This is a genomic window from Pseudomonas sp. RIT-PI-o, assembly GCF_001297215.1.
Classification (GTDB): Bacteria; Pseudomonadota; Gammaproteobacteria; order Pseudomonadales; family Pseudomonadaceae; genus Aquipseudomonas; species Aquipseudomonas moraviensis_A.
The window spans coordinates 231,206-256,827 of record NZ_LHPA01000028.1 but is presented as its reverse complement, the minus strand read 5'-3'; the positions used below and the strand labels follow the sequence as shown (position 1 = coordinate 256,827).

22 protein-coding genes are annotated in these 25,622 nt (G+C 59.8%); 10 read left to right on the top strand and 12 right to left on the bottom strand.

Translation table 11 applies throughout. From position 1 onward, the window contains the following. Window positions 1-239 precede the first annotated feature (239 nt). Together AEQ63_RS19920 and AEQ63_RS19915 are read left to right on the top strand one after the other, a co-directional pair. Window positions 240-1,421, top strand: coding sequence for an MFS transporter (locus AEQ63_RS19920; RefSeq protein ID WP_064364482.1), 1,182 nt, complete (start codon window positions 240-242; stop codon window positions 1,419-1,421). Window positions 1,422-1,580: 159 nt separating this feature from the next. Continuing rightward, window positions 1,581-1,844, top strand: coding sequence for a hypothetical protein (locus tag AEQ63_RS19915; protein ID WP_042608795.1), 264 nt, complete (start codon window positions 1,581-1,583; stop codon window positions 1,842-1,844). A gap of 192 nt (window positions 1,845-2,036) precedes the next feature. On the opposite strand, the gene AEQ63_RS19910 is transcribed toward AEQ63_RS19915, so the two are convergent. The 9 genes from AEQ63_RS19910 to AEQ63_RS19870 all read right to left on the bottom strand — a co-directional run bounded on the left by AEQ63_RS19910 (window position 2,037) and on the right by AEQ63_RS19870 (window position 14,667). Beyond that, window positions 2,037-3,017 (bottom strand): peptide ABC transporter ATP-binding protein, encoded by a 981-nt coding sequence (locus AEQ63_RS19910; RefSeq protein WP_064364481.1) that lies wholly within the window; start codon window positions 3,015-3,017, stop codon window positions 2,037-2,039. Further along, window positions 3,017-3,985: an ABC transporter ATP-binding protein gene (locus AEQ63_RS19905; protein WP_016771722.1), complete on the bottom strand. Its 969-nt coding sequence runs from the start codon at window positions 3,983-3,985 to the stop codon at window positions 3,017-3,019. Before AEQ63_RS19905 ends, AEQ63_RS19910 begins: the two co-directional genes overlap by 1 nt. Window positions 3,986-3,995: 10 nt before the next feature. Beyond that, a complete protein-coding gene (locus AEQ63_RS19900) occupies window positions 3,996-4,922 on the bottom strand; it encodes an ABC transporter permease subunit (protein ID WP_064364480.1) in 927 nt (308 codons plus the stop codon). A gap of 10 nt (window positions 4,923-4,932) precedes the next feature. Beyond that, window positions 4,933-5,943: an ABC transporter permease subunit gene (locus AEQ63_RS19895; RefSeq protein ID WP_016771720.1), complete on the bottom strand. Its 1,011-nt coding sequence runs from the start codon at window positions 5,941-5,943 to the stop codon at window positions 4,933-4,935. A gap of 73 nt (window positions 5,944-6,016) precedes the next feature. Further along, window positions 6,017-7,612, bottom strand: a complete 1,596-nt coding sequence (locus tag AEQ63_RS19890) for an ABC transporter substrate-binding protein (protein ID WP_042608793.1) — start codon at window positions 7,610-7,612, stop codon at window positions 6,017-6,019. A 76-nt stretch (window positions 7,613-7,688) separates the two neighbouring features. Beyond that, window positions 7,689-9,104 carry an OprD family porin gene (locus AEQ63_RS19885; RefSeq protein ID WP_042608792.1) on the bottom strand — a complete coding sequence of 472 codons (1,416 nt, stop codon included), beginning with the start codon at window positions 9,102-9,104 and terminating at the stop codon, window positions 7,689-7,691. A 176-nt stretch (window positions 9,105-9,280) separates the two neighbouring features. Continuing rightward, complete coding sequence (locus AEQ63_RS19880) at window positions 9,281-10,879, bottom strand: ABC transporter substrate-binding protein (RefSeq protein WP_064364479.1); 1,599 nt, start codon at window positions 10,877-10,879, stop codon at window positions 9,281-9,283. 300 nt (window positions 10,880-11,179) lie between these two features. Beyond that, window positions 11,180-12,805 carry an ABC transporter substrate-binding protein gene (locus tag AEQ63_RS19875; RefSeq protein ID WP_042608790.1) on the bottom strand — a complete coding sequence of 542 codons (1,626 nt, stop codon included), beginning with the start codon at window positions 12,803-12,805 and terminating at the stop codon, window positions 11,180-11,182. 260 nt (window positions 12,806-13,065) lie between these two features. Continuing rightward, window positions 13,066-14,667, bottom strand: coding sequence for an ABC transporter substrate-binding protein (locus tag AEQ63_RS19870; RefSeq protein WP_064364478.1), 1,602 nt, complete (start codon window positions 14,665-14,667; stop codon window positions 13,066-13,068). A 1,076-nt stretch (window positions 14,668-15,743) separates the two neighbouring features. On the opposite strand from AEQ63_RS19870, the gene AEQ63_RS19865 reads away from it, so the two are divergent. Continuing rightward, window positions 15,744-16,106, top strand: a complete 363-nt coding sequence (locus AEQ63_RS19865; protein WP_042608788.1) for a DUF6124 family protein — start codon at window positions 15,744-15,746, stop codon at window positions 16,104-16,106. A 169-nt stretch (window positions 16,107-16,275) separates the two neighbouring features. Here AEQ63_RS19865 and AEQ63_RS19860 read toward each other — a convergent pair whose 3' ends face one another. Then, entirely contained in the window at window positions 16,276-16,992 is a 717-nt protein-coding gene (locus AEQ63_RS19860; protein ID WP_064364477.1) for an SIMPL domain-containing protein, read from the bottom strand. A 402-nt stretch (window positions 16,993-17,394) separates the two neighbouring features. Here AEQ63_RS19860 and AEQ63_RS19855 point away from each other — a divergent pair, with 402 nt between their 5' ends. The 4 genes from AEQ63_RS19855 (at window position 17,395) to AEQ63_RS19840 (ending at window position 21,970) form a co-directional block, all read left to right on the top strand. Continuing rightward, window positions 17,395-18,657: an ATP-binding protein gene (locus tag AEQ63_RS19855; protein WP_042608786.1), complete on the top strand. Its 1,263-nt coding sequence runs from the start codon at window positions 17,395-17,397 to the stop codon at window positions 18,655-18,657. Continuing rightward, a complete protein-coding gene (locus tag AEQ63_RS19850) occupies window positions 18,650-19,210 on the top strand; it encodes a response regulator transcription factor (RefSeq protein WP_003221630.1) in 561 nt (186 codons plus the stop codon). Before AEQ63_RS19855 ends, AEQ63_RS19850 begins: the two co-directional genes overlap by 8 nt. A gap of 96 nt (window positions 19,211-19,306) precedes the next feature. After that, window positions 19,307-21,034, top strand: coding sequence for an ABC transporter ATP-binding protein/permease (locus tag AEQ63_RS19845; protein WP_042608784.1), 1,728 nt, complete (start codon window positions 19,307-19,309; stop codon window positions 21,032-21,034). A gap of 189 nt (window positions 21,035-21,223) precedes the next feature. Next, the gene (locus AEQ63_RS19840; protein ID WP_042608783.1) at window positions 21,224-21,970 is read left to right on the top strand and encodes a FadR/GntR family transcriptional regulator; all 747 of its coding nucleotides are present in this window, start codon (window positions 21,224-21,226) and stop codon (window positions 21,968-21,970) included. A 7-nt stretch (window positions 21,971-21,977) separates the two neighbouring features. Here the strand turns inward: AEQ63_RS19840 and AEQ63_RS19835 are convergent, their stop codons facing one another. Next, window positions 21,978-22,340: a hypothetical protein gene (locus AEQ63_RS19835; RefSeq protein ID WP_064364476.1), complete on the bottom strand. Its 363-nt coding sequence runs from the start codon at window positions 22,338-22,340 to the stop codon at window positions 21,978-21,980. 131 nt (window positions 22,341-22,471) lie between these two features. Next, complete coding sequence (locus AEQ63_RS19830) at window positions 22,472-22,852, bottom strand: hypothetical protein (protein ID WP_064364475.1); 381 nt, start codon at window positions 22,850-22,852, stop codon at window positions 22,472-22,474. A 35-nt stretch (window positions 22,853-22,887) separates the two neighbouring features. On the opposite strand from AEQ63_RS19830, the gene AEQ63_RS28675 reads away from it, so the two are divergent. The 3 genes from AEQ63_RS28675 to AEQ63_RS19820 all read left to right on the top strand — a co-directional run bounded on the left by AEQ63_RS28675 (window position 22,888) and on the right by AEQ63_RS19820 (window position 25,580). After that, complete coding sequence (locus tag AEQ63_RS28675) at window positions 22,888-23,058, top strand: hypothetical protein (protein ID WP_161806095.1); 171 nt, start codon at window positions 22,888-22,890, stop codon at window positions 23,056-23,058. A gap of 93 nt (window positions 23,059-23,151) precedes the next feature. Further along, window positions 23,152-24,063, top strand: a complete 912-nt coding sequence (gene kdgD, locus AEQ63_RS19825; protein WP_039759443.1) for a 5-dehydro-4-deoxyglucarate dehydratase — start codon at window positions 23,152-23,154, stop codon at window positions 24,061-24,063. Between the two features lie 71 nt (window positions 24,064-24,134). Beyond that, the gene (locus AEQ63_RS19820; RefSeq protein ID WP_042608781.1) at window positions 24,135-25,580 is read left to right on the top strand and encodes an aldehyde dehydrogenase family protein; all 1,446 of its coding nucleotides are present in this window, start codon (window positions 24,135-24,137) and stop codon (window positions 25,578-25,580) included. Window positions 25,581-25,622: the final 42 nt, after the last annotated feature.

Below are 25,622 nucleotides of genomic sequence, written 5' to 3'. Positions count from 1 at the left end.
TCGCCCATACGCCTCGGTCAGTCCCCTCTCCCTCCGGGAGAGGGCTAGGGTGAGGGGCTTTTGATCTTCAGCGCCGCGTGAAAAACGGAGTTGCATCCAGGTCAGGTGATTTCTCTGTAAGGCATTTTCCTTCAGCGTCGTAGCCCTACTCTGCTTTTACTTTGCCTGACCCCACCCCCACGACATTCCAATCCAACCCGTCTACTGTTCAGCGAACCCTCGCCCACAGCGGACGTTACATGCTCAAAGGACTGACTCATCTGTTGCACCCCAACGGCTATTTCGCCCCCATGGCCTGGGTCCTCGCAGCGCTTTTGTTCATCAATCGCCTCAGCGCCATGGTCAAGCTGTTCATGGCGTTGTACCTGCGTCAGGAACTGGGGTTGGCGATTGAAACCGTCGGCTGGTTGCTCTCGGCGTATGGCGCGGGGTTGTTGGTTGGTTCGATGCTTGGCGGTTGGCTCAGTGATCACGTGCGCACGGCGCGGCTGACGGCGGCGCTGTTTTTCGTTTCGGTGTGGGTGCTGGTGCTGTTGGGGCTGGTGACGCAGGTGCCGTGGCTGGCCGGTTTGTTGCTGCTCAGCGGAGTCATCGACGGGGCGATTCGCACGTTGCACCAGCGGCTGATCATGGAATATTGCGAAGTTGCGCAGCGCTCGCGGGCGCAAGCATTGAGTCGGGTGGCGCGCAATCTGGGCATGGCGGCTGCGGGGGTGGGGGGGGGGGTGGTGGCGCGGGCGGATTTTCGTTGGGTTTTTTTCGGCAGTGCGGCGATGACCATGCTGGCGCTGCTGTGGTTCGTGCGCACGACGTGGCGGCGGCCGGTGCTGGTGCTTGAAGACGAATCCGCCGATGGCTCGAACGTGCCGCTTCGCGACAAGCCGTTCCTCTGGCTGCTGGCGGCGACGGCCGTGCTCGGTATTGCGTTCGACACGGTCTACAGCACGCTGGGCAATTATCTGCGTGACTACTACCACCTGAGCACAGAGGCGATCGGTTGGCAGTTCGGGCTCAATGCGCTGTTGGTGATCGCGCTGCAGATCCCGCTGTCGCACTCGGTCGAACGCTGGGGCTCACGTTGGCAGATGCTTGTCGGCAGCGTGCTGTTGGCCTGTGGGCTGGGCATGTTGCCGTTCGGTTCCGGGTTGGCTTTTGTCTGTCTGTCGACACTGATATGGACCTTGGGCGAGGCCTTGTTCATGCCGCCGTTGAATGTACTGGCGATGCAGTTTGCGCAGAGCGGCAAAAGCGGTCAGTACTTCGGCTTGTTCTTTATGAGCTGGAGTGCCAGCGCGCTATTGTCGCCGGTGCTCAGCGGTCAGCTCTACGGCCAGTTTGGCGGGCACAGCGTGTGGCTGATGAGTGCGCTGCTGGTGCTGTTCTCCATTCCCCTGACTTGGCAGGCCACGCGAGCCGCTTAGCTGCATCGGTTATTACTGTTATTCGAAAGCAATCTGTGACTCTAGGGCATTTCTTTCCGCGTCGCCGCGTCCTAAGTGGTGAGCCGGGCGGATCGCGACTAGATTTCACACGAAGCCAGCCCGGCAAGCATGTCTTAGCGCAACAGGATGGAGTCGGCCATGAAAAGCAGATTGCTACGGATTTTGATGTTGTTGAAAGTGATGGTGATGCTGTCCCTCGGCACTGCAACGGCCTGGGCCGAGTGCGAGGATCACGATTCACAGGCGTTCAACGGCCAGGTCGGGCATAGCGGGCTGATGCTCGCCAAGTCCGAGGCGGAGCCGGGGGATATGAATCAGGGCGGCAGCGCCGATGATGACGACTCGACCACGGACGAGCCGGACACCGATGACCCGGATGACGAAGGCGATAGCCAGACATGAATCACCCGGCAAAGAAAAACCCCTTCTGCCTCGATTGATGCGCAATCGAGGTGGAAGGGGTTTGGTTAACTCTGGTTCGACGCAAATCCCCTGTAGGAGCTGCGGAACGCTGCGATCTTTTGATCTTGATTCTGAAAATCAAAAGATCGCAGCCTCGTTGCACTCGTCAGCTCCTACAGGTTTTGCTGTGGCTTACGCCGCGCCGTCGAGGAACTGTTCGGCGTAGTGGCAAGCCACCTGCCGGTTATCCAGTTCACGCAACAGCGGTTCTTCCGTGCTGCAACGCTCGGTCGCGTACGGGCAGCGCTTGTGGAACGCGCAGCCCGGTGGCGGGTTCAGCGGGTTGGGCAGTTCGCCGACGATCTTGATTTTCGGCTTGTGCGGATCCGGGTGAATGGTCGGGGTCGCCGACAGCAGCGCCTGGGTGTACGGGTGCAGCGGGCGCTCGTAGATATCGTTCTTCGGACCCAGTTCAACCGGGCGACCCAGATACATCACCATCACATCATCGGCCACGTGCTGCACCACCGCGAGGTTGTGCGAGATGAAAACGTAGGCGGTGTTGAACTCCTGCTGCAGGTCCATGAACAAGTTGAGCACCTGGGCCTGAATCGACACGTCCAGCGCCGAAGTCGGTTCGTCCGCCACCAGCACTTTCGGCTGCAGCATCATGGCCCGGGCGAGGGCGATACGCTGACGCTGACCACCGGAGAACATGTGCGGATAGCGCTGGTAATGCTCGGGACGCAAGCCGACCTGCTTCATCATCGCCTGGACTTTCTCGCGACGCTCAGCGGCCGACAGTTTGGTGTTGATCAGCAGCGGTTCGGCCAGTTGATCACCGATTTTCTGCCGTGGGTTCAACGACGCATACGGGCTCTGGAACACCATCTGCACGTCTTTGCGCAGTTGCTTGCGCTCGGCCTTGTCGGCGCCGGCGACTTCCTGGCCGGCGATCTGCAGCGAGCCCGACGATGGCTCTTCAATCAGCGTCAGGGCGCGGGCGAGGGTGGATTTGCCGCATCCCGATTCACCCACCACGGCGAGGGTCTTGCCGGCTTCCAGTTCGAACGACACGCCGTTGAGCGCGCGTACGGTGGCGTGGCCTTTGAACAGGCCACGGGAGACTTCATAGTGACGGGTCAGGTCGCGGGCGGTAAGTACGACGGCCATTACGCCACCTCCTGGTTCAGCGGGTAGAAGCAGCGGGCGAGGCTGTTGGCTTTCGGATCGAGGCCCGGACGCTGGGTGCGGCAGTTGTCCTGCACGTACGGGCAGCGCGGCGACAGCAGGCAACCCTGCGGACGGTCGTAGCGGCCCGGGACGATGCCCGGCAGGGTCGACAGACGCGAGGCGCCGAGGCTGTGCTCGGGAATTGCCTTGAGCAATGCTTCGCTGTACGGGTGCGCCGGAATGTCGAACAGTTGCGGCACCTGGCCGACTTCAACGGCCTGGCCGGCGTACATCACGCAGACACGCTGAGCGGTTTCGGCAACGACGGCGAGGTCGTGGGTGATCAGCACCAGGCCCATGTTCTGCTCCTTCTGCAACGCCAGCAGCAGATCCATGATCTGCGCCTGAATCGTCACGTCGAGGGCCGTGGTCGGTTCGTCGGCGATCAGCAGTTTCGGCTCGCCGGCGATCGCCATGGCGATCGCAACACGCTGGCTCATACCGCCAGACAGTTGATGCGGGTAGGCGTCCATACGGCTGGCCGCGCCCGGGATTTCAACTTTTTCCAGCAGTTCGATGGCACGCTTGCGCGCTTGCTTGCCGGACATTTTCAGGTGCAGGCGCAGCACTTCTTCGATCTGGAAACCGACGGTGTAGCTCGGGTTCAGCGCGGTCATCGGGTCCTGGAAAACCATCGACAGGTCTTTGCCAACGATCTGCCGACGCTGACGATTGCTCAGTTTGAGCATGTCCTTGCCGTCGAAGCTGAGTGAGTCGGCGGTGACGATGCCGGGATGCTCGATCAGACCCATCAGCGCCATCATGGTCACGGATTTACCCGAACCCGACTCGCCAACGATGGCCAGTACTTCGCCTTTGTCGACTTTCAGGTCGAGGCCGTCGACCACCGGCGTAGCGGTCTTGTCGCCGAAGCGGACGTTGAGATTCTTGATTTCTAGCAGTGACATTTGAATCTCCTCAGGCGGCGTTCTTGAGTTTCGGGTCCAGCGCATCGCGCAGGCCGTCGCCCATCAAGTTGATTGCCAGCACGCTGAGCAAAATGGTCAGACCAGGCAGACTTACCACCCACCAGGCGCGTTCGATGTAGTCGCGGGCCGAGGCCAGCATGGTGCCCCACTCAGGGGTTGGCGGTTGTACGCCGAGACCGAGGAAGCCCAGTGCGGCGGCATCGAGAATTGCCGAGGAGAAGCTCAGGGTCGCCTGCACGATCAGCGGCGCCATGCAGTTGGGCAGCACGGTGATGAACATCAGACGCGGCAGACCGGCACCGGCCAGACGCGCGGCGGTGACGTAGTCGCGGTTCAATTCGCCCATCACGGCAGCACGGGTCAGACGCACGTAGGACGGCAGGGAAACCACGGCAATCGCGATCACGGTGTTGATCAGGCCAGGGCCGAGGATGGCGACGATCGCCACAGCCAGCAGCAGCGACGGCAGGGCCAGCATGATGTCCATCAGACGCATGATGGTCGGGCCGAGCACTTTCGGGAAGAAACCGGCGAACAGACCCAGCAGGATCCCCGGAATCAGCGACATCACCACCGACGACAAACCGATCAGCAGCGACAGGCGCGAGCCCTGGATCAGACGCGACAGCAGGTCACGGCCAAGTTCGTCGGTGCCGAGCAGGAACTGCATCTGCCCGCCTTCGAGCCACGCCGGCGGCGTCAGCAGGAAGTCACGGTATTGCTCGCTCGGGTTATGCGGCGCGACCCACGGCGCGAAAATCGCGCAGAAGATGATCAGCAGCATGAACAGCAGGCCGGCAACCGCGCCCTTGTTTTTCGAGAACGCTTGCCAGAATTCTTTGTACGGCGATGGGTACAGCAGGCTTTGATCCACGGCGGACGTGGCGGTGGCTACTGAGGATGTTGGAGTGCTCATGGTATGGACCTCAGCGCTGATGACGGATGCGTGGGTTGGCAAAGCCGTAGAGGATATCCACCACGAAGTTGACCAGAATCACCAGGCAGGCGATTAACAGGATGCCGTTTTGCACCACCGGATAGTCCCGGGCGCCGATGGCTTCGATCAGCCATTTGCCGATGCCGGGCCAGGAGAAAATGGTTTCGGTCAGGACCGCACCGGCCAGCAACGTGCCGACTTGCAGGCCGACCACGGTCAGCACCGGAATCAGAGCGTTGCGCAGACCATGCACGAACACCACGCGCGACGGCGACAGGCCTTTGGCCTTGGCGGTGCGGATGTAGTCTTCGCGCAGCACTTCGAGCATCGACGAACGGGTCATCCGCGCGATTACCGCCAGCGGAATGGTGCCGAGTACGATGGCTGGCAGGATCAGGTGATGCAGGGCGTCGAAGAACGCGCCGACGTCATCGGCCAGCAGCGTGTCGATCAGCATGAAGCCGGTTTTCGGCTCGATGTCATACAGCAGGTCGATGCGCCCCGAAACCGGGGTCCAGCCCAGGCTCACCGAGAAGAACATGATGAGGATCAGGCCCCACCAGAAGATCGGCATCGAGTAGCCCGCGAGGGAGATGCCCATCACCCCGTGGTCGAACAGCGATCCTCGTTTGAGTGCCGCGATCACCCCGGCCAAGAGCCCGAGGATGCCAGCGAACAGCAGGGCGGCCATGGACAGTTCCAGGGTCGCCGGGAAAAGAGAGGTGAACTCGGTCCACACACTTTCACGGGTACGCAACGACTCACCGAGATCGCCCTGGGCCAGTTTGCCGATGTAGTCCAGATACTGGGCATACAGCGGCTTGTTCAGCCCCAGGCGTTCCATTGCCTGAGCGTGCATTTCGGGGTCGACCCGACGTTCGCCCATCATCACTTCCACGGGGTCGCCCGGAATCATGCGAATCAACGCGAAAGTCAGCAAGGTGATGCCGAAAAACGTGGGGATCAACAACCCCAGTCGGCGGGCAATAAAACTAAACATCTTGTGTGGTACCTCATCAGCCGGTTAGGCGTGTCCGGCGTCCCTCAGGTCAGGGACGCCGGGCGTTTCTTATCTACTTCACCTGGGTGGTGGCGAAGTTATTAGTGGTGAGAGGGCTGATGTGGTAGCCCTCTACATTTTTGCGCATTGCAGTGAACATCCGAGTATGGGCCATGCTGATCCATGGCTGGTCCTGATTAAACAGCACTTGAGCCTGTTCGTAGAGCGCGGCGCGTTCGGCCGGATCTACTTTAGCCCGTGCTTCATCCAGCAGTGCCTGGAATTTTTCGTTGCACCAGCGTGCGTAGTTTTCGCCGTTCTTGGCGGCCTCGCAACTGAGCATAGGCGTCAGGAAGTTATCCGGGTCGCCGTTGTCGCCCGCCCATCCGGCCGAGACCATGTCATGCTCGCCGGCCTTGGCGCGCTTGAGCATCTCGCCCCATTCCATGACGCGGATGTCGATCTTGATCCCGACTTTCGCCAGGTCAGCCTGCATCATTTGTGCGCCGAGCATCGGATTGGGGTTGGTCGGACCGCCGCCGTTACGGGTGAACAGGGTAAACGTGGTGCCTTCCGGAACCCCGGCTTCCTTGAGCAGCTTGCGCGCTGCATCGAGGTCGCGTGGCGGGTTCTTCAGGTCATGGTTGTAGCCGAGCAGGGTCGGCGGGTACGGGTTGACCGCCACCGACGCGTTGCCCTTGCCGAACAGCGCGTTGACGTAGGCTTCCTTGTCGAACGCGATGTCGATGGCTTTGCGCACACGCACATCGCTCATGTACTTGTGCTGAGTGTTCATCGCGACGTACGAAACGGTCATCGCGTCGAGCTCGTCGACTTTCAGGTTGCTGTCTTTCTTGATGCTCGGGATGTCATCCGGTTTCGGATACAGGGCGACCTGACATTCGTTGGCCTTGAGCTTCTGCAGACGCACGTTGTTGTCGGTGGCGATCGCCAGGATCAACGCGTCGGCCGGTGGCTTGCCACGGAAATAATCCGGGTTGGCCTTGAAGCGTACCTGGGCATCCTTGGCGTAGCGCTGGAAGATGAACGGGCCGGTGCCGATCGGCTTGTTGTTGAGGTCGCCGGCCTTGTTGGCCTTGAGCAACTGGTCGGCGTATTCGGCCGGGTAGATCGATGAGAACGCCATGGCGAGGTCGGCGAGGAACGGCGCTTCGCGGCGGGTCAGGGTGAACTTGACCGTGTTGTCGTCGATTTTCTCGACGCTTTTCAGCAGTTCCTTGAAGCCCATGCTCTCAAAGTACGGGAAGCCCACGCTCGACAGTTTGTGCCACGGGTGATTCGGGTCCAGCTGGCGCTGGAAGCTCCAGACCACGTCGTCGGCATTCATGTCACGGGTCGGCTTGAAATATTCGGTGGTGTGAAACTTGACGCCTTTGCGCAGGTGGAACGTGTAGCTCAGGCCGTCTTCACTGATGTCCCAGGACTCGGCAAGTGCCGGGATCACTTCAGTGGTGCCGGGCTTGAAATCGGCGAGCCGGTTGAAGATGGTTTCGGCCACAGCGTCCGCCGTGACTGCAGTTGTGTACTGGACCATATCGAAGCCTTCCGGGCTGGCTTCGGTGCAGACCACCAAGGGTTTGGCCGAGGCGCCGACAGCGACGCTCAGCAACGCAGCCGCGATGGCCGCACGTAGGGGAAGCATTTTCATCGATAACCCTCTGCAATCGGTTGAAGACAGAAAACCGAACGGCCGACTCATCATGAGTCAGCCGCCGGTTGCGTTTTTACAGAATGTTGAACGGGATGGTGGTCACGAGACGGAACTCGTTGATGCTGCCGTCAGCCTGGTTTTCGCTGGCACGGTGCGCGGTGTAGGTGCCGCGAATCGTCGTGGCTTTGAGCGGGCCGCTTTGTACTGCATAGGCTGCACCGACGCCGTATTCATAGTGGTGTTCGCCGTCCATCGCCTGCACGCCATCGTAGCCGCCACCCTTGTAGTGAGTGCCGTCGATGCCCCAGCCGCGTGCCTGGTAGATGTTGAATTTCAGGCCCGGCACGCCGTATTCGGCCATGTTGATGCCGTAGGAAACCTGGAAGGATTTCTCGTTCGGGCCGTTGAAGTCCGAGAGCAGGGAGTTGGCCAGGTAGATACCGTTGGTTTCGTGCAGGTAGTCGAAGTACTCGTTACCGTTCACTTCCTGATAGGAGAAGGTCACGGTGTGCGCCTGATGCGTCAGGCCGAACGACAGCGAGTAGGTGTCGTTATCGATGTCCCCCAGCAGTTTTTTGCCTTCGTCGACGGTCTTGTAGTAGTTCAGGCCGGTGGTCAGGCTCAGCACCGAGCTATCGCCCAGCACGTGGGTGGCGCCGAAGTAGTATTGGTTCCACAGGTCTTCGGCCTGGGTGCCCCACAGGCTGGTGGTCAGGCTGGCGAACGGCTGGTAAGAGATACCGGCGGTGTTGACGTGATCGGCTTCGGCGTTGATGTCACCGTATTCCGAGCGGAATTTGCTCAGGCTTTCTTCGGTACGTGGCGAAACGCGGTCGAAGGTGGCGACGTCGAACGCCAGGTTGTTCAGCTCTTCGCTGTGGATCGCGATACCTTCGAAGCTCGATGGCAGCGGACGGTTACCGATCACATCGACTTGCGGGCTGCTGAAGTTCATGCGGCCGGCGGTCAGGGTGGTGTTGGAGATGCGCGCCTTGACGTTGGCTAGGCCCAGCTTGCTCCACTGGCCTACCGCGTCACCGCCTTCACGGGTCAGGGTACGGTTGTTGCCCGCGCCTGGGCGGGTGCCCGGCGCGCCGCCGTTGTTCGCGGCGAGGTTCTCGCGGTCGCGCTCAAGGGCGATTGCGTTGTATGCAGCCACTTCGGTGCTGAAGCCGACAGTACCTTCGGTGAAGCCCGAGTTGTACTTGATGATCGTGCCTTGCACCCAGTTGATCCGGCGATCGGTTTCGGTCGACTGGCCGTTCTTGCGGTAAGCGAACTTGCCGCCACGCTTGAGTTGTTCGTTGGCGTACCAGTTACGGGTCGAACCGCTGATCGATTGCCCTTCGAGGAAGCCGGTGGCTTCGGCCTGGGCGCTCTTCTCGTTGACGGTAACCGGGGTAAACGCCTGGCTCTGGGTTTCCGCATAAGCCGTGGCGGTGATGCTGCTGATGGCCAAGGCCAGTATCGCGGTGCTGCTCAGTTTCATGGGTGAAGCTCCTTTACTTTCTTTTTATCCCGGCTTTTTTTGGTATGCCGGTTATTGGTTTAGAACTCGTTCACACATCGCAAACGTTTGCAAAAGGCCGGATTGGCGAATTTCGGCAAAGCGCTTGCGTGAGGGGAGTAGACGGCTCCCCTCAGCATTGCGGCTAATCGGTGGGTTTAATCGATACTGACACCCGAGAACACATTGCGGCCGAACGGGCTGACTTTGAACCCTTCGACCCTGGTGCTTAACGGCTGGTTGACCGTCGAGTGGGCGACAGGCGTGATCGGCACTTGCTGTTTAAGCAATTGCTGGGCCTGTTTATAAAGCTCGGTGCGCTGGTCACGATCGGTGACGACTTTGGCCTGTTTGATCAGCTTGTCGTACGCCGGATCGCACCACATGGAGTAGTTGTTGCCACCGATCGCGTCGCAGCTGTACAGCGTGCCCAGCCAGTTGTCCGGATCCCCATTGTCACCGGTCCAGCCGATCAGGCTGATGTCATGCTCACCATTCTTGGTGCGCTTGATGTACTCGCCCCATTCGTAGCTGACGATCTTCACTTTCAGACCGATCTTGGCCCAGTCGGACTGGAGCATTTCGGCCATCAGTTTGGCGTTCGGGTTGTACGGGCGCTGCACCGGCATCGCCCACAGGGTGATCTCGGTGCCTTCTTTCACACCGGCAGCCTTGAGCAGCTCTTTGGCTTTTTCCGGGTTGTAGGCAGCGTCTTTGATGGTGTCGTCGTAGGACCACTGGGTAGGCGGCATGGCGTTGACGGCCAGTTGGCCGGCGCCCTGATAAACAGCGTTGAGAATCCCCTGTTTATTCACCGCCATGTCCAGCGCCTGACGTACTTCCAATTGATCGAAAGGCTTGTGGCGCACGTTGTAAGCGATGTAGCCGAGGTTGAAGCCAGGCTTGGTAATCAGTTGCAGCTTCGGATCGGTTTTCAGCGCTTCAACGTCGGCAGGGCGCGGGTGCAGGGTGATCTGGCACTCGTTGGCCTTGAGTTTCTGCACGCGTACCGAGGCGTCGGTGTTGATCGCGAAAATCAGGTTCTTCAGTTTGACCCGGCTCGGATCCCAGTACTGCGGGTTGCCGGTGTAGCGGATGTTCGAGTCTTTCTGGTAGCTCTTGAACACGAACGGCCCGGTGCCGATCGGCTTCTGGTTGATGTCGCTCGGCTTGCCGTCGGCCAGCAACTTGTCGGCGTATTCGGCGGACAGAATCGAGGCGAAACTCATGGCGATGTTCTGGATGAACGCGGCGTCGACGCTGTTGAGCGTGAACTCCACGGTCAGCGGCCCGGTCTTTTCGACCTTGGCGATGTTCTTGTTCAGGCTCATCCCGTTGAAGTACGGAAACTCGGTGGGGTAGGCCTTACGGAACGGCTGTTGCGCGTCGAGCATGCGATTGAACGTGAACAACACGTCGTCGGCGTTGAAATCGCGGCTCGGCTTGAAGTAAGGGGTTGTATGAAATTTCACGCCTTCACGCAGGTGAAAGGTGTATTTCAGGCCATCTTCGGAAATGTCCCATTGGGTCGCCAGACCCGGTACGACGTTGGTCGCGCCCTTTTCGAACTCGACCAGACGGTTGTACAGCGGCTCGGCGGCGTCGTTGTCGGTGGCCGTCGTGTATTGCGCGGTATCGAAACCCGCCGGACTGCCTTCCGAGCAAAACACCAGGCTGTCGCTGGCGGCGTAGCTTGCAGACGTGGCGGCCAACAGGCCGGCGCCCAACAGTGCGGAAAAAACCAAGGTATGGCGCATGACGCTCCCTCTTTTTTAGTGTTGTGCAATGCGCCTCGGCCCGATCCCGGGACTTTTTGGCCGCATTGAGCTCAATCCAATACGTACGGCAAAACCGGTGGCCCACGCAGACACTGGTCAGTACGCGACGGTAGGCACCGTGCTGCTGGCAGTAAATACGTAATTGCCTTAATGCTCGTAGGAAAAGTCGACGCGCCTATACCGAAGCAATCATCTGCGGCGGATTTGGGTGTAGGCCTTTTCCTTTTTTCCCGGTAGATAAAGCAACGGCGACGTCAGAAACGCCGCCGCTGCAATGTCTTACTTGCTGACGCTGACGCCGTAGAAGGAATTCAGGCCAAATGGGCTGATCTTGAAATCCTGCACGTTGGCGCGCATGGGTTGATACACCGTCGAGTGAGCGATAGGTGTCATTGGAACTGCATCTTTGAGGACGTGTTGCGCCTGTTTGTACAGCTCGGTGCGCTTGCCCTGGTCGGTGGTACGTTTGGCTTCTTTCACCAGGCCGTCGAACTTCTTGTCGCACCACTTGGAGAAGTTGTTGCCGCTCAGCGAGTCGCAGCCAAACAGCACGTTGAGCCAGTTGTCCGGATCACCATTGTCACCGCTCCAGCCAATGATCATGGCCTGGTTCTCGCCACCTTTGGAACGCTTGATGTACTCGCCCCATTCGTAGCTGGTGATCTTCACTTTCAAGCCGATCTTGGCCCAGTCGGACTGGAGCATCTCAGCCATCAGTTTGGCGTTCGGGTTGTACGGACGCTGCACCGGCATCGCCCACAGAACGATTTCGGTACCTTCCTTGACGCCGGCTTCCTTGAGCAGCTGCTTGGCTTTCTCAGGATCGTACTTGGTGTCTTTGATGGTGGTGTCGTAGGACCACTGGGTCGGCGGCATGGCGTTGACGGCCAGCTGGCCAGCGCCCTGGTAAACCGAATCGATGATCTGCGGCTTGTTCACGGCCATGTCCAGCGCCTGGCGCACGCGCAGGTCAGCCAGCGGGTTGGCCTCGTTGCTGCCCTTGACCTTGTCCATCACGTTGTAGGCGATGTAGCCCAGGTTGAAGCCGGCCTGATCCGGCATCTTCAGCGACTTGTCTTCTTTCAGCGCTTTCAGATCGGCCGGACGCGGGAACAGGGTGACCTGGCACTCGTTCTTTTTCAGCTTCTGGATACGCACCGACGGGTCGGTGGTGATGGCGAAGATCAGGTTGTCGATCTTCACGTCTTCAGGCTTCCAGTAATCCTTGTTGCCGGTGTAACGGATGTTCGAGTCTTTCTGGTAGCTCTTGAACACGAACGGGCCAGTGCCGATCGGCTTCTGGTTGATGTCGGCGGCTTTGCCATCCTTGAGCAACTGGGCGGCATATTCGGCGGACTGTACCGAAGCGAAGCTCATGGCCAGGTTCTGGATGAACGCGGCGTCGACTTCTTTCAGCGTGAACTTGACGGTGTGGTCGTCGACTTTGTCGATCTTGGTGATGTTGGTGTCCATCCCCATGTCGGTGAAGTACGGGAATTCGGTCGGGTACGCCTTACGGAACGGGTCGTCCTTGTTGATCATGCGGTTGAACGTAAACAGCACGTCGTCGGCGTTGAATTCACGGGTCGGCTTGAAATACGGGGTGGTGTGGAACTTGACGCCTTCGCGCAGGTGGAAGGTGTAAGTCAGGCCATCGTCGGAAATGTCCCACTTGGTCGCCAGACCAGGAATCACGGCGGTGCCGCCGCGCTCGAACTGGGTCAGGCGGTTGAACATGGTTTCGGCTGAGGCGTCGAAGTCGGTTCCGGTGGTGTACTGGCCTGGATCAAAACCGGCCGGGCTCCCTTCGGAGCAGAACACCAGGTTAGTCGCAGCGGTGGCGAAAGGTGCGGAGGCTAACAAGCCTGCGCCGACTAGAAACGGAATGACCGCGTGTTTAAGCATGTTGGCCTCATGATTTGTTGTCATTTTTTAGTAGTGAGGTACGACCTCGTGAGTCGTGCCTGCGGATACTTATGCAGGGCCCATACCCAATGCAAGATCCAGAGCGGTCGGCGGCGTTAAACGGTGGCACGTACGTACCTTAATGTCGCATCCGTGTAACTTTTGACGCATTTGACCGTTTGCGGGTGGTTTTTGAGGTGCAAACCGAGCCCCAAAACGGTGCAGCAGTCATCTTCTGCGCGCCGCCTTGGGGCTGGGTGTTACTTATTTATACCCACGCCATAAAAAGGGGTTAGACCGAAAGGACTGATACGGAAGTCAGTGACCTCTTTGCGCAACGGCTGGAAGACCGTGGAGTTGGCGATCGGCGTGATCGGCACTTGCTGTTTAAGGATCAGTTGCGCCTGTTGATACAGTTTTACCCGTTGCGCTTTATCCGTGGCCACTTTGGCCTGCTGCACCAGTTTGTCGTAGGCGGGATCGCACCATTTCGCATAGTTGCTGCCTTTGACGGCCGCGCAGCTGTAAAGCACGCCGAGCCAATTGTCCGGGTCGCCGTTGTCGCCGGTCCAGCCGTAGATCATGGCGTCATGTTCGCCATTCTTGGCGCGCTTGATGTACTCGCCCCATTCATAGCTGACGATGTTGGCCTTGATGCCGATCCTGTCCCAGTCCTGTTGGATCATCTGCGCCGACATCCGCGCATTCGGGTTCGAGGCGCGCTGCACTGTCATCGCCCACAGGTTGATGGTTGTACCGGGTGCAACCCCGGCTTCCTTGAGTAGCGCCTTGGCTTTTACCGGGTCGTAAGGCGCGTCTTTTATGTTCGGATCGAACGACCATTGCGCGGGTGGCAAAGCGTTCTGCGCCAGCTGGCCGGCGCCCTGGTAAACCGCCTTGATGATCGCCGGTTTGTCGATCGCCATGTCCAGCGCCTGACGGACCTTGAGCTGATCAAGCGGCGGGTGGGTGGTGTTGTAGGCGAGGAAGCCAAGGTTGAAGCCGGCCTGTTTGAGCACGCGCAGGTTCGGGTCTTTTCCCATCACCTCGATATCGGCCGGGCGCGGGTAACCGCTGACCTGGCATTCACCGGCCCTGAGCTTCTGCAGGCGCACGGCGGCATCGGGTGTGATCGAGAAAATCAGGTTGTCGATTTTCACGTCTTCGGGTTTCCAGTAGGCCTTGTTCGCGGCGTAGCGGATCTGTGAATCCTTCTGATAGCGCTTGAACACGAACGGACCGGTGCCGACCGGTTTCTGGTTGAGGTCGGCGGCTTTGCCGTCCTTCAACAGTTGTGCGGCGTATTCGGCCGATTGTACCGAGGCGAAGCTCATGGCGAGGTTCTGTACGAAGGCTGCATCAACGTTGTTGAGGTTGAAGCGCACGGTGTTGTCGTCGAGTTTTTCCACCGATTGGATCGTGGTGTTCAGGCCCATGTCGGTAAAGTAGGGGGATTCGGCGGGGTAGGCCTTGCGGAAAGCGTTGTCCGGATCGAGCAGGCGCTGGAAGGTGAACAGGACGTCGTCGGCGTTGAAGTCGCGGGTCGGGGTGAAGTAGTCGGTGGTGTGGAATTTCACCCCTCCGCGCAGATGGAAGGTGTAGTGCAGGCCGTCGCTGGAGACGTCCCATTTGGTCGCCAGGCCGGGTTCGATGTCGGTGCCGCCGCGCTGAAATTGGGTGAGGCGGTTGAAGACGGTTTCGGCGGAGGCGTCGAAGTCGGTGCCACTGGTGTATTGGCTCGGGTCGAAGCCGGCGGGGCTGGCTTCGGAGCAGTAGACGAGGGTTGTGGCGGCGTTGGCGATCGGTGCGGTGGCGGCAAGGGCCAGGGAGATCAAGAGCGGTTTGAGGGTGGATCTTGGCATGGAGTCCCCGGGGAATTGGCGGTGGTGGTGGATTGAGATTAGCGGGGATTCGGGGGCGTCCGGAAATATCGTTTTTCTCGTGGGAGTGTCTATCTCGGTATATGTGGCTGTGTTTTGAGTGCATATCCGTTGCTTCGGGTGCTGCGGCTGGCGGTTTCGCCTGACGGCGACTTACTTTTTTACAAGCGCCAAAAAAAGTAAGCAAAAAACGCTAGCTCCTACGTTCGTCCCACTCGCTGGGGTTCGGGGTTCCTTCGCTCCGGGATCAATCCGGGCGCAGCGGCTCCGGTTTGCTTCGCTGCACCTCCTTCCGCTGTGTCTGGCTGCGCCAGACGGTCGCTGCGCTCCCACCCCCGGATCAATCCCTCCGATCAGCCTTCCGACGTCGCCCGTGGATCAAGATCAAGAGCAGGCGAGCTGACACTCGGCCTATTGAGTGGTGAAAAGCGTGGGGGGCCGGCTTTTGATTTGTGTTGTTGCTGCCCCTCACCCCAGCCCTCTCCCGAGGGAGAGGGGGCCGATTTGGGTGGTGTTCAAAACCTGCATTCGACTCGGTACCTCACGTCGGCGTAGCTCTCGCAATCACCTCGGTCAGTCCCCTCTCCCTCTGGGAGAGGGCTAGGGTGAGGGGCTTTTGATCTTCTGCATATTTGCATTCAGCTCGGTATTCCACGTCGGCGCAGGTCTGCCAAACACCTCGGTCAGTCCCCTCTCCCTCTGGGAGAGGGTTAGGGTGAGGGTTTGCTTTTGGCTGTTTAAATCCGCTGCCAAATAACCAGAACCTTCCCACAAGGTTTTCAGGTTGTCCGTCGGACGTCCGCTCTCTAGTCTGGGGCGTCGCTGGTTGTTCAGCGATCGGGTGTGAGAACCCGACATTCATAGTCATTCAGTGCCCAGATCCGCATAATTGCCGCCAGCAAGTCTGCTGCCTGCAAAGTGCGTTATGGCGGCTCTGTGCGGGCGGACGTATGTCCGGCCGGGCGCCTATGACCGGGTTTCTCACCCCGCACAAAGCTGCCCCCTCTTCGCCGTGTGAGAAACGGCATCGAGATGGCTCAACCTCATAGGTGAAGCGTATGACCAAGCCAGTCCCCGACCCACCCGAAGAAACCCCAACCCCCCTCGAAGCCGCGCTGCGCGCCGACGATCTCGCAAAAAACCGCGAAGCCATCAAGCGTGCCCTCGATTTCTATCTCTGCCCGGCACCCAGCAAACCCCATCCACCCAGCACGATGTTTCTGATCCAGCCCGACATCGATACTGAAAGCCTGCTCGCCCACGCCTGTGAATCCCTCGCGTCAGCCAACACGCTGGCCAGCGATTTCGCCGATCAGCTCGGCCGTCCGCAGCGCAATACGGCGCTGGCGATTCAGCAGATCATCATGCTGGCGGAGCTGGCGGTGAATCGGGCGCTGGATCGGGTGGATCCGCACGCTTGAGACCGCGTCATCGTTCTTCGCGAGCAGGCTCGCTCCCACATCCAAATGCGTTCAACCTGTGGGAGCGAGCCTGCTCGCGAAGGCGGTGGAACATTCACCACAAATCCCGGGCATAAAAAAAACGCCGATCATTCACCGATCGGCGGTCCTTCATTGAGCCAAGCTCAAATCACTGCATCAACACTTCAATCGCGCCATCAGCCGTCATGCTGACCTGGCTGGTGCCCGCTTCAACTTCCGGCGTCACCGGTGCCGAATCCATGGCCGCGGCTTTCATCATCATCGGCGCGCGCAGGTACGGTTGTGGGTAACCGTTGCTGTTGAGGTTCAGGTTGACGATTTTGTAGCCCTTGCCGCCCAGAGCGTCGGTGGCCAGTTGCGCGCGATTCTTGAAGGCGGTGACGGCTTCTTTGAGCAATTGGTCTTCACTGGCCTTGCGGGTCGGGTCGGCGATGGCGAAGTCCATGCCGCCCATTTTCAGGTCGGTCAGCAGTTCGCCGGTGAGTTTGGACAGGGCGGCGAAGTCGGTGCTTTCCAGGCGCAGTTCGGCGCGTTCGCGCCAGCCGGTGATTTTCTGGCCCTTGGTGTCGTAGATCGGGTAGCTGTTGCGGCTGCCGGTGCGCAGGGTGATGTCTTTGACCTGTTTGGCCTGGGCGGTGGCCTTGTTCATGGTGGTGCTGATGGCGGCGGCGAGTTTGGCCGGGTCGGTGTTCTGCTCTTCGGTGTAGAGCGTCACGATCATCTGGTCGCGGGCGACTTCCTGGCTGACTTCGGCGCGCAGGGAAATCTGGTTGTAGTGCAGCTCATCGGCGGCCAGCGCCGGAAGGCTGGCGACGCTGCCGACTGTCAGGGCGAGGAGGGCGGCGCTGCGGCGAAATGTGTGCATGAAGGCTCCTTGAATGAGGCGCAGGTGTTGGGTCTCGGCCTGCGTGAACCATCAGACTCTAACTTCTATGATCCGGTTCGCCCAGTTACAACTTCGATACAGATCGGCCTGGTGGGGCGGCAGTGCCTTTGTGGCGAGGGAGCTTGCTCCCGCTCGGCTGCGCAGCAGTCGTAAAATCAGCAGCAGCGCTGTTTCAGAAAGATCATGGTAGCCGGGTTCGGGCCTGCTTCGCAGGCCAGCGGGAGCAAGCTCCCTCGCCACAGGTGATATGCCGCAACAAAAAATCGCCTCGTTTGAATTTACGGGCAGCGCCATGTGGTCGTTTGCCGCACTTTCGCCTCTGAACCCCGCGCCTTGGTTATACTCCGTGCGATCCGCCTGGAGCGCTCATCAGGAGAGCTCATGCTCGCCCCCGTACAACTGACTTCCGCCACTCGCCAGAACCTCTGGCGGCTGACTTTCATCCGCACCCTGGTGCTGGCCGCGCAGGCCGGGTCCGTGGGCCTGGCGTACTGGCTGCAATTGTTGCCATTGCCGTGGGTGCAGCTGGCGATGACCCTTGGCTGTTCGATTCTGCTCTGCGTGTTCACGGCTGTGCGCCTGCGTACGTCGTGGCCGGTGACCGAGCTTGAATATGCGCTGCAACTGGCCTGCGATCTGGTGATTCACAGTGCGCTGCTGTATTTCTCCGGCGGCTCGACCAACCCGTTCGTTTCCTATTATCTGGTGCCGCTGACCATCGCGGCGGTGACGTTGCCGTGGCGTTATTCGGTGATTCTGTCCGGCATCGCACTGGCGCTGTACACGGTGATGCTGACGCGTTTCTACCCGCTGGAAACCTTGCCGGTCGCCCGTGAGAATCTGCAGATCTACGGCATGTGGCTGAGCTTCGCCCTCGCCGCTGCGGTTATCACATTCTTCGCCGCGCGCATGGCTGAAGAGCTGCGCCGGCAGGAAGAGTTGCGTGCGATTCGTCGCGAAGAAGGTCTGCGCGATCAGCAGTTGCTGGCCGTTGCGACCCAGGCTGCCGGTGCGGCGCATGAGCTGGGCACCCCGCTGGCGACCATGAGCGTGTTGCTCAAGGAAATGCAGCAGGATCACCCCGATGCACTGCTGCAGGACGATCTGAAAGTGCTGCAGGATCAGGTCAAGCTGTGCAAGGAAACCTTGCAGCAACTGGTCCGCGCCGCTGAGGCCAACCGGCGTCTGGCAGTAGAAATGCAGGACGTCACCGATTGGCTCGACGAGGCGCTGAACCGCTGGCACCTGATGCGCCCGGAGGCCAGTTATCGCTTCCAGCGTCTCGGCCAGGGCACGGTGCCGCGCATGGCGCCGCCGCCGGATCTGACTCAGGCGCTGCTTAATTTGCTGAACAACGCTGCTGACGCCTGCCCGGAAAATCTCCAGGTGACGCTGGATTGGGATGCGGAAACGTTGACCATCAGCATTCGCGACCACGGCGCCGGTGTGCCGCTGGCCATTGCCGAGCAGATCGGCAAACCGTTTTTTACCACCAAGGGCAAAGGTTTCGGCCTGGGCCTGTTTTTGAGCAAGGCCAGCGTGACACGCGCCGGCGGCTCAGTGAAACTCTATAGTCATGAGGAAGGCGGCACGCTCACCGAGCTGCGCCTGCCCCACGGCGCCCGAGGAGACCAACATGAGTGACGAAATCCAAGTCGAAGGCGAAGAACTGCCGCATCTGCTGCTGGTCGACGACGACGCGACCTTCACCCGCGTCATGGCCCGTGCCATGGCCCGCCGCGGCTTTCGCGTCAGCACCGCCGGTTCCGCTGAAGAAGGCCTGACCATCGCCCAGGCCGATCTGCCTGATTACGCCGCGCTGGACCTGAAAATGGACGGCGACTCCGGCCTGGTGCTGCTGCCCAAACTGCTGGAGCTGGACCCGGAAATGCGCGTGGTGATCCTCACCGGTTATTCGAGCATTGCCACCGCGGTCGAGGCGATCAAGCGCGGCGCCTGCAACTATCTGTGCAAACCCGCCGATGCCGACGACGTACTGGCCGCGCTGCTGTCCGAGCACGCCGACCTCGACAGTCTGGTGCCGGAAAACCCGATGTCGGTCGACCGTCTGCAATGGGAGCACATCCAGCGCGTGCTCACCGAGCACGAAGGCAACATCTCCGCCACGGCGCGAGCGCTGGGCATGCACCGCCGCACCCTGCAGCGCAAATTGCAGAAGCGTCCGGTGCGTCGCTGAACCTGCGCTGAACGACTATCGCCTGCCCTCGCGATAAATCGCGCCGATCATCTATGATCGGCGCGTGTCTGTTGTTTTTTCTATCGAGCCTTATCCATGAATCAGAACGCTGAATATTCCGCGGTCAACGATGCTGTGCGCGGGCAGTTTTTTCGCAAGGTCTGGGCGATGACCACGCCGTACTGGCGCAGCGAAGAGAAGGGCAAGGCCTGGACATTGCTGATTGCCGTGATCGCGCTGACGTTGTTCAGCGTATGGATCGCGGTGTGGCTGAACAGTTGGTACAAGGATTTCTACAACGCCCTGCAGAAAAAGGACGAGGCGGCGTTCTGGCAGTTGATCCTGTACTTCTGCGGTATTGCGGCTGTGGCGATTCTCGCTGCGGTTTATCGCCAATATCTGACGCAGATGCTGACCATTCGCTGGCGGGCATGGCTGACCGAAAAGCACTTCACCCGTTGGCTTGAACACAAGAATTACTATCAGCTGGAGCAGGGTGGTTACACCGATAACCCCGATCAGCGAATTTCCGAAGACCTTAATAAATTCACCGCGAACACGCTGGCGCTGGGCTTGGGCTTGATCCGTACGGTCGTCAGTCTGGTGTCGTTTTCGATCATCCTGTGGGGTGTGTCCGGGAGCATCGAGGTGTTCGGTTTCACGATTCCCGGCTACATGTTCTGGTGTGCACTGGTCTATGCGGCGGTCGGCAGTTGGCTGACGCACTTGATTGGTAGACGTCTGATCGGTTTGAACAACAACCAGCAGCGCTTTGAAGCCGACCTGCGTTTTTCGATGGTTCGGGTACGCGAAAACGCTGAAAGCATCGCGTTGTACAACGGCGAGCCGAATGAAAACCGTCGTTTGAGCAATCGCTTCGGACTGGTCTGGCATAACTTCTGGGACATCATGCGCGTGTCCAAGCGCCTGACGTTTTTCACTTCGGGCTATGGCCAGATCGCAATCATTTTTCCGTTCATCGTTGCAGCGCCGCGGTATTTCAGCGGCAAGATCGAGCTGGGTGAGCTGATGCAAATCAACTCGGCGTTCGGCAATGTGCAGGAGAACTTCAGTTGGTTCATCAGCGCTTACCAGGATCTGGCCGAGTGGCGGGCCACTTGCGATCGTCTGCTGAGTTTCCGCAATGCCATGAGCAACAACGAGGAGCGCGTGCCCGCCATCGATGTGCAGAATCAGGGCAGCGAATTGCAGGTGCACCGCCTCGGCCTGGATCTGGCCGACGGTCGTCACCTGCTGACCAACGCCGATTTGACCGTGGAGGCGGGTGAGCGAGTGATGCTCAGCGGCCGTTCCGGCAGCGGCAAGTCCACTCTGCTGCGGGCGATGGGGCATTTGTGGCCGGCGGGCCACGGCAATATTCGTTTGCCGGCGGCGCGCTACCTGTTCCTGCCACAGAAACCTTATCTGCCCATCGGTACATTGCGTGAGGCACTGAGTTATCCACAACCGGGCGACACCTACGCGCCAGAGCGTTATGCACAAGTACTGGAAACCTGCCGTCTGCCGCACCTGGTTGGACGTCTGGATGAGGCCAATCACTGGCAGCGCATGCTCTCGCCGGGCGAGCAGCAACGCCTGGCCTTCGCCCGCGCACTTCTCTATGCACCGCAATGGCTGTACATGGACGAAGCCACTTCGGCGATGGATGAAGAGGACGAGGCGACGCTTTATCAGGCGTTGATCGATGAGATTCCGGGGTTGAGCATTGTCAGCGTCGGCCATCGAAGCAGTTTGAAACGATTCCATCCACGGCATGTGCGGATCGACAGCGGGCGTCTGGTGGAGCAACCCGTGACTGCCTGACGCCCACACAACCCCTGTAGGAGTGAGCCTGCTCGCGATAGCGTCGATAAATTCAACATGGATGTGGCTGATAGAACGCTATCGCGAGCAGGCTCACTCCTACAAAGGGTATGTGATCTGGGCGGTGATCGTACAACTCGCTTGAGCTATGATGGCCGCAAGCCGAACTTTCGAGACAAGATACAAATCATGGAAAAGCTGATCGACACCCCGCGCCTCCCCCGCAAGCGCCGCAGCCTCGCCCAGGAACTGGTGACGGTGTTGAGCGAGCAGATCCGCGATGGCCTGCTCAAGCGTGGCGACAAGTTGCCCACCGAGTCGGCGATCATGGAAGCCCATGGCGTCAGCCGCACCGTGGTGCGCGAGGCGATTTCCCGTTTGCAGGCTGCCGGTCAGGTGGAAACCCGCCATGGCATCGGCACTTTCGTTCTCGACACACCAAGCCCGAGCGGTTTCCGCATCGACCCGGCCACTGTCGTCACTCTGCGTGACGTCCTGGCGATTCTCGAATTGCGCATCAGCCTCGAAGTCGAATCCGCCGGCCTCGCCGCGCAACGTCGCAGTGCCGAGCAGCTGGCAACCATGCGCGCCGCCCTCGACGCCCTGAACGAAAGCGCCTCGCATGCCAGCGATGCGGTGTCTTCGGACTTCGCTTTCCACCTGGAAATCGCCCTGTCCACTGGCAACCGCTACTTCACCGACATCATGACCCACCTGGGCACCAGCATCATTCCGCGTACGCGGCTGAACTCGGCGCGCCTGGCCCACGATGATCAACAGCATTACATGAGCCGCCTGAGCCGCGAGCACGAGGAAATCTACGACGCGATTGCCCGTCAGGACTCCGATGCCGCGCGTGCGGCGATGCGTCTGCACCTGACCAACAGCCGCGAAAGGCTGCGCCAGGCCCATGAAGAGGCGCAGGCGCAGGGCTGAGGTTGGATCAGCCTTTAAGCGTGATTTCCAATGGTAATGATTGCCGGACGTTGCCTGCTCTGTCGTTGGAGTACTGCAAGCGCGCATTCATGCCAGCATTGAGCATTTTTTCAAATAGCGCTTTCGGGATTGCAAACTCAACGGGCTCTCCAGCGGAGCTTTCAGTCAGTACTACGGAATGTGACCACTGCTCGGCGCCGTCAGAGTCGTACACGTTCAGTGTAATTGTGTCCCCTAAGGCCGCTTCTTGAGACGCAGGTACTATTCCGTGAGCGGGGTCCACCAGGCTAGATACGTGCAGGACGCCATTGATTGCTTCCTTCAGCACAGGCGCTGGCAGCATCTGGATAGCGAAACGTTTATCTGTCATGTTCAAAATCCTTTTAGTTGTCGAAACGAGCCGTTGGCAGCTCAAGCTAATTAACGTATGGATCGCGAAAGCCTGGCACCTGTAAGAAATACCAGTCCCGACCAACGGTCATTCCTCAAACACCCAATCCCTCACGCCTCAACCCGCAACCTCAACGCCTGCGAATACGGTTCCATACTCGACTCATCCCGAAATTTGTACCTCAGCTCCACCTCGCGGTTCAGATACGGTTGCAGCGCCTCTTTCGGCAGTTGCACCTCGATGTCGAACAGCTTTTCCATTTCATCCTCGGCGTCGTCCCAGGCGCCAGTGTCCACCTCATCGCCTTCCCATTCAGGATCCTCGGCGTCGCTGCCAAGGATCGCGTAAACGCTCCAGTTCGCTGCGAAATCGCTGGAATCCGGCACCTGCACGGTGAGGATGTCCGGCAGTTGCGAGAGTTGAACGGTGACGCAGTCATCCTGCGCAGGGGCGGCGTGGGTGAGGGTGGGGGCGGCAAAATGCATCGACATAAAGGCTTCCTTTGAGTGGTCCGCCACGATCCTTCGTGGCAGTCGACGTACTTTACGAGCCGCTGGTCCCTCAGGAATTAAACGAATCCAGACCAGATATTTCCGCGAGCGAAGGCTTCAAGGACGGGCCTTCCAGCGATTTCAGCAAGCGTAAAAAAGCAATTTTGTCGGACAAAAAAGCGCTGCCAACGATGAAATGCAGTTGACGGTTATCTTTTAAGTTGTACGATGACCTACAACTTCGGCGAAGGCTGAACGGTCCACTCACAATAAAACGTTGCTACCAGGGTGTTCGAATAATGAATCCACAAGAACTGAAGTCCATCCTCTCTGCCGGCCTGCTGTCTTTCCCGGTGACCGATTTCAACGCGCAGGGCGATTTCAACCGCGCGGGCTACATCAAACGCCTGGAATGGCTGGCTCCGTATGGCGCTTCAGCTCTGTTCGCTGCCGGCGGCACCGGTGAGTTCTTCTCCCTGGCCGCCAGCGAATACTCGGAAATCATCAAGACTGCCGTTGACACCTGCGCCACCAGCGTGCCAATCCTCGCCGGCGTCGGTGGTTCGACCCGTCAGGCGATCGAATACGCTCAGGAAGCCGAGCGTCTGGGTGCCAAAGGCCTGTTGCTGCTGCCGCACTACCTGACCGAAGCGAGCCAGGACGGTGTTGCCGCGCACGTTGAAGCCGTGTGCAAATCGGTGAAGATAGGCGTGGTCGTCTACAACCGCAACGTTTGCCGCCTCACCGCACCGCTGCTGGAACGTCTGGCCGAGCGCTGCCCGAACCTGATCGGTTACAAGGATGGCCTGGGCGATATCGAGTTGATGGTGTCGATCCGTCGCCGCCTCGGTGACCGCTTCAGCTACCTGGGTGGTCTGCCGACCGCCGAAGTCTACGCCGCTGCCTACAAGGCGCTGGGCGTGCCGGTGTACTCCTCGGCGGTGTTCAACTTCATCCCGAAAACCGCGATGGACTTCTACCACGCGATCGCTCGCGAAGATCACGCCACCGTCGGCAAGATCATCGACGACTTCTTCCTGCCATACCTGGACATCCGCAACCGCAAGGCCGGTTACGCCGTGAGCATCGTCAAGGCAGGTGCAAAAATCGCCGGCTATGACGCAGGCCCGGTGCGGGCACCGCTGACCGACCTGACCGGCGAAGAGTACGAAATGCTCGCTGCGCTGATCGACAAGCAAGGCGCGCAGTAAACGAGAAAAGCGAGGCCGCTGAGCAATCAGCGGCTTTTTGCGTGAAGGCTTTTAGAGTTGAGGGCTGCCCTGTGACAACTGCAAAACGCTACGACAATTACATCAACGGCGAATGGGTCGCCGGTGCCGATTACTCGGCCAACATCAATCCGTCCGAACTCAGCGACACCATCGGCGACTACGCCAAGGCTGATCTGACTCAGGTCAACGCCGCCATCGACGCCGCTCGCGCTGCGTTTCCGGCGTATTCCACTTCGGGCATTCAGGCCCGTCACGATTCGCTGGATAAAGTCGGCACTGAAATCCTCGCTCGTCGCGAAGAGCTCGGCACGCTGCTGGCCCGTGAAGAAGGCAAGACCCTGCCGGAAGCGATCGGTGAAGTGACCCGCGCCGGCAACATTTTCAAATTCTTCGCCGGTGAGTGCCTGCGTCTGTCCGGTGACTACGTGCCGTCGGTACGCCCGGGCGTCAACGTTGAAGTCACTCGCGAAGCGCTGGGCGTGGTCGGTCTGATCACCCCGTGGAACTTCCCCATCGCCATCCCGGCGTGGAAAATCGCCCCGGCGCTGGCCTACGGCAACTGCGTCGTGCTCAAGCCTGCCGATCTGGTTCCGGGCTGCGCTTGGGCGCTGGCGGAAATCATCTCCCGCGCAGGCTTCCCGGCCGGTGTGTTCAACTTGGTGATGGGCAGCGGTCGTGTGGTTGGCGATGCCTTGGTGCAGAGCCCGAAAGTCGACGGCATCAGCTTCACCGGTTCGGTAGGCGTTGGCCGGCAGATCGCGGTCAACTGCGTTTCGCGTCAGGCCAAGGTTCAGCTGGAAATGGGTGGCAAGAACCCGCAGATCATTCTCGACGACGCCGACCTCAAGCAAGCGGTCGAGCTGTCGGTGCAGAGCGCGTTCTACTCCACCGGCCAGCGTTGCACGGCGTCGAGCCGTCTGATCGTCACCGCCGGCATTCACGACAAGTTCGTTGAGGCCATGGCCGAGCGCATGAAGTCGATCAAGGTCGGTCACGCGCTGAAAGCCGGCACTGACATCGGTCCGGTGGTCTCCCAGGCGCAGCTTGAACAGGACATGAAGTACATCGACATCGGCCAGTCCGAAGGTGCACGTCTGGTCAGCGGTGGTGGTGTGGTGACCTGCGATACCGAAGGCTACTTCCTCGCACCAACGCTGTTCGCCGACAGTGAAGCGTCGATGCGTATCAGCCGCGAAGAGATCTTCGGCCCGGTCGCCAACATTGTGCGGGTGGCCGATTACGACGCCGCGCTGGCGATGGCCAATGACACCGAATTCGGCCTGTCGGCCGGCATCGCGACCACCTCGCTGAAGTACGCCAACCACTTCAAGCGCCACTCCCAGGCCGGGATGGTGATGGTCAACCTGCCGACTGCCGGCGTGGATTACCACGTACCGTTCGGCGGGCGTAAAGGCTCGTCCTACGGCTCCCGCGAGCAAGGCCGCTATGCGCAAGAGTTCTACACGGTCGTGAAGACCAGTTACATCGGCTCCTGATACACGCAATACCCCTGTAGGAACTGCCGAAGGCTCGGGCCG